The 8395-nt window shown below is 72.0% G+C and carries 6 protein-coding genes; all 6 read right to left on the bottom strand.

Going from position 1 to position 8395, the window contains the following annotated elements:
- Nucleotides 1-594 (bottom strand): family 1 glycosylhydrolase (locus tag ABZ070_RS10660; protein WP_356632110.1); only part of this gene is annotated, 594 nt, incomplete at its 3' end.
- Entirely contained in the window at nt 591-2639 is a 2049-nt protein-coding gene (locus tag ABZ070_RS10655; RefSeq protein ID WP_356632108.1) for a hypothetical protein, read from the bottom strand. The genes ABZ070_RS10660 and ABZ070_RS10655, both read right to left, overlap by 4 nt.
- On the bottom strand, nt 2626-3615 hold the full coding sequence (locus tag ABZ070_RS10650; protein WP_356632106.1) for a hypothetical protein: 990 nt from the start codon (nt 3613-3615) through the stop codon (nt 2626-2628). The genes ABZ070_RS10655 and ABZ070_RS10650 overlap by 14 nt, the downstream gene beginning before the upstream one ends.
- 52 nt (nt 3616-3667) lie before the next feature.
- Nucleotides 3668-5110: a sugar-binding domain-containing protein gene (locus ABZ070_RS10645; RefSeq protein WP_356632104.1), complete on the bottom strand. Its 1443-nt coding sequence runs from the start codon at nt 5108-5110 to the stop codon at nt 3668-3670.
- A gap of 5 nt (nt 5111-5115) precedes the next feature.
- Nucleotides 5116-7593: a glycoside hydrolase family 38 C-terminal domain-containing protein gene (locus ABZ070_RS10640; protein ID WP_356632102.1), complete on the bottom strand. Its 2478-nt coding sequence runs from the start codon at nt 7591-7593 to the stop codon at nt 5116-5118.
- Nucleotides 7590-8270, bottom strand: a complete 681-nt coding sequence (locus tag ABZ070_RS10635) for an SIS domain-containing protein (RefSeq protein ID WP_356632100.1) — start codon at nt 8268-8270, stop codon at nt 7590-7592. The genes ABZ070_RS10640 and ABZ070_RS10635 overlap by 4 nt, the downstream gene beginning before the upstream one ends.
- Nucleotides 8271-8395: the final 125 nt, after the last annotated feature.

The raw sequence follows: 8395 nt of genomic DNA, 5'->3' as shown, positions 1-8395 counted from the left end.
CAGCAGGTGGTGCATGACGGTGGCGGAGGCCTTGAGGTCCTTCTCGCCGGGTGCGTGCAGGCCGAGCTGGTGTCCGAGGAGGCCCACGATCCAGGGTTCGTTGACGGTGACCCAGTCGCGTACGCGGTCGCCGAAGGCGTCGAAGCAGACGGCGGCGTACTCGGCGAACCGGTGTGCGGTGTCGCGGTCGCGCCAGCCGCCGCGCTCCTGGAGGGCCTGTGGCAGGTCCCAGTGGTAGAGGGTGACGAGAGGCTGGATGCCGCGTTCGAGGAGGCCGTCGACGAACCGGTCGTAGTGGGCCAGGCCGCGCTTCTCTGTGCGGCCGCCGCCTTCGGGCATGATGCGCGGCCAGGCGAGTGAGAACCGGTGGGCGTTCGTGCCGAGTTCGGCCATCAGCGCGATGTCCTCGGCCCACCGGTGGTACTGGTCGACGGAGATGTCGCCCGAGTCGCCGTTCTCGATGGCGCCGGGCTGTCGGCAGAACCGGTCCCAGACGGACTCGCCGCGGCCGTCGGCGTCGACGGCGCCCTCGACCTGGTAGGAGGAGGTGGAGGTGCCCCAGCGGAAGCCCTCCGGAAAACGCAGCGTGGTCACAGGTCCCCCTGGAATTCGGGCAGTTCACGGGCGTGCTCGCAGGCGTAAAGCAGCACGCCGGCCGACCACGCGTGGGAGAGGGTGAGCATCATGCCCTTCGCCTGGAAGCACTCGGTCTGGTAGAAGCGTTCGCTGACCATGCCGCGGTAGGCGTTGAAGTCGCCGTCGGCGCGGGCCACGAACTGGCGGAAGCAGTCGAGGTTCTCGCGGGCCGAGCGCAGGTAGTGGTCGTCGCCGAGGTGGCGGGCCAGGCGCACGGTCTCGGGCAGGCAGATCAGGCCGAAGGCGTGCAGATGCTGGTTGGACGGGGAGGCCTGGTCGCCGCCGCGGGTGCGGAAACCGTAGCGGGCGAGGAAGGTGTGCTCGTCGAAGGCGACGTCGTAGGTGTATCGGAAGGTGAGGGTCCAGTCGGCGGCGCGGCGGGCCAGGTCCAGCCAGCGGCCGTCGTCGGCGCCGCCCTCGTGGAGAAGGGTGTACGCGATGATCGCGTTGTAGCCGTCCTCGGAGGTCGGGGCGAGAGAGACGTCCTCGGGGGCACCGCACAGGAACTCCGAGCGGACGTCGTCGGCGAACGCGGCTCCGGCGCGGCGGGCCGCCTCCAGGTACGCCGGTTCGCCGAAGGCTTCGGCGGCTTCCACCAGGGCGCCGATCCAGGCGAGCCCGGCGGCGCCCTCGTGGTCGACGGCCGTGCCGTCGTCCACGCGGTGGGCCGCGGCGAGGCGTCCGCTGTCCCGGTCTTGACCGGCCAGTGCGGCGGCCAGATTGGTGCGGACGGCTGTCTCCCAGGCGAGGTGGGAGTGTCCGTGGGCGCGTTCGGCGACCAGGGCACGGAGGGTGAAGAGGGTGGCGTCGCCGAGAGTGCGGGCGTGCAGGCGGTTCGCGTCGCCGGTCCACCCCGGCGACCAGCCGCGTGAGGCCGACCACTGGCCCCAGAAGGTGCCGCCGGGGGTGAGGTGGGTGCAGATGTGGTCGATGACGCCGACGGCGGCCGCGGCCTGCGCCTCGTCGCCGGTGCGGCGGGCGTGCAGCAGCAGGGCGTGCGCGTAGGGGACGCCGCTCACCCAGGAGACGTGCATGGCGGGCCGGTCGCCCCTCTCGCCGAGTGCCTCCCGGTCGAAGGCTGCGGTCTCCAGGAGGACGGGCGGGTCGGCGCGGTAGTGCCAACGGTGCAGGCCTGCGGCACAGAGCGCTGCCGCCTCGTCGACGCCGACCCAGGCGGCGCCCCGCTCGGGTGCCGGGGCGGCCGTGTGGAGGGCGCGCAGGACAGGTGCGTAGGCGTGCGGGTCGGCGTCGACGAGGTGTGCGGTGAAGCGCAGGATGTGCTCCTCACCGGGGGACCAGCGATGCAGCGGGGTGTCGGCGGGGCGCGGGGTGTCCGAGCCGTAGTACGAGACGGGTTCCTCGCGGTAAGGGGCGTGCAGGCGCAGTGCGGGCAGGTCCCCGGGGAGCAGGGCGAAGCCGACGCCCTGCCGGCCCAGAGTCCCGGTCTCGTCCAGGGCGAGGGCGGCGCCGCCGTGCCGGTCACGGGCGAAGACGGCCGGGGTGGCGCAGCGGTCGGCGCGGAAGGACCAGGCGGACGCGGTCAGGCCGGTGGGATCGGCGTCGGCCTCGGCGTATTCCGGGGCATAGCGCGGGTAGGAGCGGGTGCAGTCGGCGCGCCGGTTCTCGCCGTAGAAGGCTCCGGGGATCAGCCATCCCGGATCGTCGCTGGTGCCGAGGCGGAGTTCCACGCGGACTCCGGCTTCGACGGGCAGCGTCCCCTCATGACGGACGGTCAGCTCGGCGCGGTAGGAGGCGCTGGGCAGGGCCGGATCGCGGGTCAGCCGCAGTGCGGCGCGGAAACCGTGCGCGTGCCCGGTCGCGGTGCGTTCGCCGCCGGGAAGCTCTGAGCTGTCCGTCACCGGGATCGCGCGGCAGTGTCCGTCGGCGCCCAAGAGAGCCACCAGGTACGGAAGTTCGACGCGTCCGTCGTACTCCTCGCGGAGCACCAGGGGGTGCGCGGCCACTGCCTCGGTGGCGTCTCGCGGGACGTCAGTCAAGGACACGGGCATCGGTGTTCCAGCCTTCCAGCAGTACGGCACGGCCCTCGACCGGAGCGTCACGCCAGGTGACGGGCACCTCGAGGGACTCCCCGGGCAGCAGGTCGAGCATGTTGTCGCCGAACACGGCCCAGCCGTCGGCGTCGATCGGCCGGGCGTCCGTGACGTGGAGGCCGAGGGCGGCGGGGCCCCCGACGTGGGTGAGGCGCAGCGAAGCGCGGTCGGGCGACCAGGCGGCATCCACCTGGGCCGTCGGCAGGTCCAGATGGCCGGACAGGTCTTCGCCGGTGCTGTGGACATACCGATTGCCCGCCACCAACCGTCCGTCATCCGCCATCAGTTGGAGGTCGAGAAGGAACAGCGGGCCGGGCAGACCGGCCGTCGGCAGGCTGACCGTGCCGGTGCGGCTCTCGTGCACCACGGTGCCGTCCAGGGCGACGATCCGGGCCACGGTCACATCACCGGGCCGGGCGTCACGGCGCCATGCGTGCACGGTCGCCTCGAAGCGGGTCCGGCCCGCCCACGCCTGGGTGGCGAAAGCGGCACACACATGGGCGGGGCGGTAGGCGCGCCGTACGCCGTGATAGGCGGGCTTCGGGTCGCCGCGGTGGTCGACGGAGGCGGTGCACCAGGCGTTGGGAAACGGCTCGTTGAACTGCCAGGGGATGGTGCCGCTGGAACGCGGGGCGCGCCGCAGGTTTGCCTCGACGGCGTAGCGCAGTCCGTCGTACTGCAGCTGCTGGCTGGCGCGGCGGACACTGTCCACATCCTTCAGGCGTCCGCCGAACGTCTCCTGGACGAGCGGGGTGTTGTTCCACCAGGCGCCGAGGTGTTCCATGACCGGATTGCCGCGGCCGGTCGGCCAGTGTGCGCCGGAGGGCACGACCGCGTCCCAGATGCGGCGGTTGGCCATGCCTTCGACACCGAACTCGGAGTGCAACAGACAGGTGCCCGCGTCGTACAACTCGTGGTGCGCACCCACGCCTTGGTGCTCCCAGGGGCCGTGCACGTCGTGCTGGGCCTCCGGGTCGGCGTCAATGTTCGCCCGCGTGTTGAGGAAAGCGCGCCCGGACGGGGAGCCGGGCAACCATGCGCGCTCGGGGTCGGTTTCGGCGACGACGCGGGCGAGGCGGGCGATCACCGGTGACGTGACCTCGTGGAGCGGGGTGGCAGTGGCTGTGTCGTGGAGTTCGTTGGCCAGGGCCCCAGAGGGCGAGCGCGGGGTGGTGGCGCAGGGCGGGGACGATCGTGCGCGCCTCACGCTCCATCAGGTCCAGGTAGGCGTCGTTGGTGGCAGGGACGCTGGCGATGCCGGAGCTGGAGAGGCTGAACTCCTGCCACACCAGCAGCCCGAGCCGATCACAGCGCTCGTAGAACTCCTCGGTCTCGATCAGCCCGCCGCCCCAGACGCGCAACAGGTTGACGTGCGCGTCGGCGGCCAGCCGGAGAAGGTGGTCCAGGCGGCCGGGGTGCGCGGCGCCGTAGAGGGCGTCCTGGGGGACCCAGTTCCAGCCCTTGGCGTAGATACGGCGGCCGTTGACCTCGATCGTGTACGGGAGGGCGCCGGCCGGGGCGCCCGGGTTGGAAACGAGCCGCAGCCGCCGGAAGCCGGTCGTCCGTACGACGGGTTCGCCCGTCGGGCGGCCCTCGGCGTCCACAGCGCGGAGGGTGACGGTGTAGAGGGGCTGGTCACCGTGTCCGTTGGGCCACCACAACTCCGGCTCGTCCACCCGGAGTACGGCCGCCACCTGACCGCATGCCGCCGTGAAGGGGACGGTCGTCTCGGCGACCACCGCCCCGTCCGGCGCCTGGACCAGGGTGTGCAAGGCGCCCGGCGCGCTCGCCTCGACGGCGGCCTCGACGCGTATGCACTGCTCCTCCAGATGGGCGCCGACCACGGCGTCCCGTAGACGGACCGGCCCGGCGATCTCGAGGCGGACCGGCTTCCAGATGCCCTGGTGGACCAGGCGGGGGCAGAAGTCCCAGCCGTATCCCATCCGCGCCTTGTGGGTACGGACCCGGTCGGTGCGGCCGACCTGCGGTTCGTTCGGCGGCGCGGGGTGCACGACGACGGCCAGGAGGTGGCTGCCGCCGTCCGCGTACGCGCTCACATCGACCTCGAACGGGACGAACATGCCCTCGTGATGGGCGCGTTCTTGCCCGTCGACGAGGACGGTGGCCTCGTGGTCGACGCCGTCGAAGCGCAGCAGAGCGCGTTCGCCGGGCGCCAGGGCCGGCAGGTCCAGGGGGCGGCGGTGCAGCCAGGCGCGCTGCGGCACCCATTCGGCGAGCAGGCTGTCCGTACCCACATACGGGTCGGGGATCTGCCCGGCCCGCCGCAGATCCTCCAGGACGGAACCGGGGACGCGGGCAGGGAACCAGCCGGGCTCCTGCGTCGGGCGGCCGGGGCCGCACAGCCAGCGCCAGGTGTCGCCCAGGCAGCCGCGCAGCTCCCAGCCGTCGTCGAGCGTGTGCATGTGCGTCAGTCCTCGCTCGCCTCGGGTGTGAGGGCCAGTTCGAGCAGGTCCGTCTCGACGACCGGTGCGGACGCGTCGCGCGGCACCCGGAACGTCTTGATCTCGTGCGGCCCGAACTCCGCCTCGACGACGCGTGCCTCGCCCAGCATCGGCAGGGATATTCGCGTGGCGGCGGCCTTGCCCTGCGACTCGTAGGCGCGGACCACGAAGTCGCCGGAGCCGTCCTCGCCGCCCTTGACGACGGTGACCAGGACGCTGCCGTTGCCGTCGTCGGCATGGGACTCCACCTGGCCGAGCGGGCCCTCGTGGAAGGTTTCCAGGAGCGCGTACACCGGCTGGTTGAGCTCGGCGGCCCGGCGTGACGGGTCGGCGTCGCGCCAGTCGGCGCCGTGCGGGAGCAGCAGGTAGCGGAACTCCTGGCGCCCCTGGTCGAGGTACTCGTAGACGCCGTCCTCGTCGAGGATCTTCGGCTCGTGCCAGGCGTAGACGGGGCTGCGCAGCGCGGTCATGCCGATCTCGCCGCCGGTGACGTCGTGGCCGTGCTTGCTGTCGTTGACGACGGTCAGACCGGCGCGCCTGCCGCCGGGGAGGGTGCCGGTGACATCGACCCAGGCCTGGGTGGGCTCCTCGGTGCCGTCCGGGGTGCGCTCCAGGTGGCTGTAGGGGATCTCGTGGGTGGCGGTGACGTCGGACAGCGCGGTGGGGAAGCGGAGCTTGAGCAGCTTCAGCTTCTCGTGCCAGTCGACGACGGTGCGCACCTCGACGGCCTTGGCGCCGGCGGAGAGGACGAGCTCCTCGGCCATCGTCGAGGTCCCGTAGCGGCTCTCGATCCGCAGCACGGCACGCACCGGACCCGACTCGACGAGACGCACCCGGCTGCCGGTGAAGGAGCCGACCGCCTTGTCGTACGCGCGGACGCGGTGGCCCCACGTGTCGCTAGCGTCGTCGACGACGACGACATGCGCGCCGGGGCTCGCCGGGATCAGTTCGGCGCCGCTGTCCTTGTCGAGGAGGGAAGTCAACCAGCCGGTCGCCGGGTCGATCTCCAGGCGCAGGTGCTCGTTCTCCAGGCTGGTGCCGGTCGCGGTGACCGGGCCGGCGGCGGGCTCGGCGGCGCCGGGCAGCAGGTGCAAGACGCGGTGGCCGAGCGGCGGGACGGTCGCCCGGAAGGCGAGGCGGCCGCGGTTGCCCTGCATGGCGGCCTCGGAACGGGTGAGCTGCACCGGCACCGGCCTGCCGTCGTGGTCGGTGAGGCGGACGGCGGCGGCCTGCGCGAACTCGACCTCGACGTCGGAGGTCAGCTCCCACGGATGCGGGTTGAAGACCACGACGGGCACGGTGCCGTCACGCAGCGGGATGTCGATACGGCGGGCGATCGCCTGCGTCGCGCGGTTGAAGATCTCGGCGGCGATCGAGCGGGCCCGGCCGTACTCGTCGCGGGAGTCCTCGTACGCCGAGCGGATCGACGTACCGGCGAGGATGTCGTGGAACTGGTTGAACAGGACCAGCTTCCACGCCTCGGTCAGCTTGTCGAGGGGGTATTCCTCGCCGGCCACGGCCGCCGCGACCGCCGCCCACTTCTCGGCGCGCTGGAGGTCGTTCTCGGCGCGTCGGTTCCATGCCTTCACGCCGGAGTGCGCGGAGTAGCAGCCGGGGCCGTGGTGCTGGAGCTCGCCCGCGTGGACGGGGACGTCCTCGCGGGCGCGGAGCGTGTCGAAGAAGCGGCCGGGGTGGCTGAGTTCCAGCTTGGGCAGGCCGCCGAGGGAGTCCAGGCGGACGATGGAGTCGAGGTTGGCCTTGGTAGGGCCGCCGCCGTGGTTGCCGACGCCGTAGAACACCATCAGCTCGGGCTCGTCGGGCGGCATCATCGCGAGCGACTTGTCGAGGTGGTTGCCGATGTCCTTGCCGGGCGTGCAGTACTCGTGGGGCAGCCGGTAGGCCATGACGCGGGAGCCGTCGGGGGCCTCCCAGTGGAAGAACTGGCCGGGCAGGACCTGCTCGTGCGGGCCGGGCCGCAGGAAGACGTAGCCGTCCATGCCGGACTTGCGCAGGATCTGCGGGATGGTGGCGTTGTGGCCGAACGGGTCGAGGTTGCAGCCGACGGTGGCGGCCTCGCCGAACTTCTCGATCAGGTACCGCTGACCGTACAGGGCATGGCGGACGAAGGACTCGCCGGAGGGGATGTTGCAGTCCGGCTCGATCCACCAGCCGCCGACGATCTGCCAGCGCCCCTCGGCGACCCGCTTGCGGATCGCCGCGAACAGCTCGGGGTCATGGGTCTCGATCCACTCCAGGTACATCACGGAGTCGCAGGTGAACACGAAGTCGGGGTACTCCTCCATGCGGTCGATCGCGGACTGGAAGGTGGCCCGGATCTCCTGCAGGCCCTCGGGCCAGCGCCACAGCCACACCGGATCGATGTGGGCGTTGCCGACCAGATGCAGCGTGCGGTCGCGTGAGCTGGGATTGAGGTTGCTGGTCACAGGGCGTTCTCCCGCCGGTCGTGGAGGGTGGGTTCGGACTGGTCGCAGTGGCTGTCGCAGCCGACATCCGCACCCGCGCCCGTGCCGGTCCCGGCGGCCCAGGCGTCGACGTGCTCGCTGAGCAGGTGCAGCAGGGTGAGGTGCATCTCCTGAATGCGGGCGGTCGTGGTGGCCGGGGCGAGCAGGACATGGTCCGCGTGGGCGGCGGCCGGCACGTCGGCGCTCGCGCCGCCGGTGAACAGGACGGTGACGGCGCCGCGCTTACGGGCCTCTGCCAGGCCGCGGACGATGTTCGGCGACCGGCCGGAGGTGGTGAAGCCGACGACCATGTCGCCGGGGGTGGCCAGCGCCTCGACCTGACGGGCGAAGACCTCGTCGTAGGAGTAGTCGTTGCCGATGCAGGAGACCACGGACGGGTCGGTGACCAGCGAGACGGCCGGTAGGGCGCGGCGTTCGCGCAGATAGCGGCCGATGAACTCGCCCGCGAGGTGCTGGGCGTCGGCGGCGCTGCCGCCGTTGCCGAAGGTGTAGAGCCGGCCGCCGTCACGGAAGACGTCGATCAGCCGGTCACCGACGGTACGCAGTTGCGGCAGGAGTTCCTCCAGCCGCTGGGCGGCCGTGACGTGTTCGGCGAGCTGGGCCGTCGGGCTGACGGGGGCGTGGGGTGGGGCGGACATCATGCTCCAGACGGGGTGGTGCGGGCTCGGGTCGGTACGGATTCCGCGACGGGGACCGTTCGCGGTTCGTGGTTCGTGGTTCGCGGTTCGCGGTTCGCGGTTCGCCAAGAGGGTTCGGCGGAGTC

Source organism: Streptomyces sp. NPDC006283 (assembly GCF_040613325.1).
In the GTDB taxonomy this organism is placed as follows: domain Bacteria; phylum Actinomycetota; class Actinomycetes; order Streptomycetales; family Streptomycetaceae; genus Streptomyces.
The sequence above is the reverse complement of the archived record's forward strand: the minus strand, read 5'-3'. Positions and strand labels throughout refer to the sequence as shown.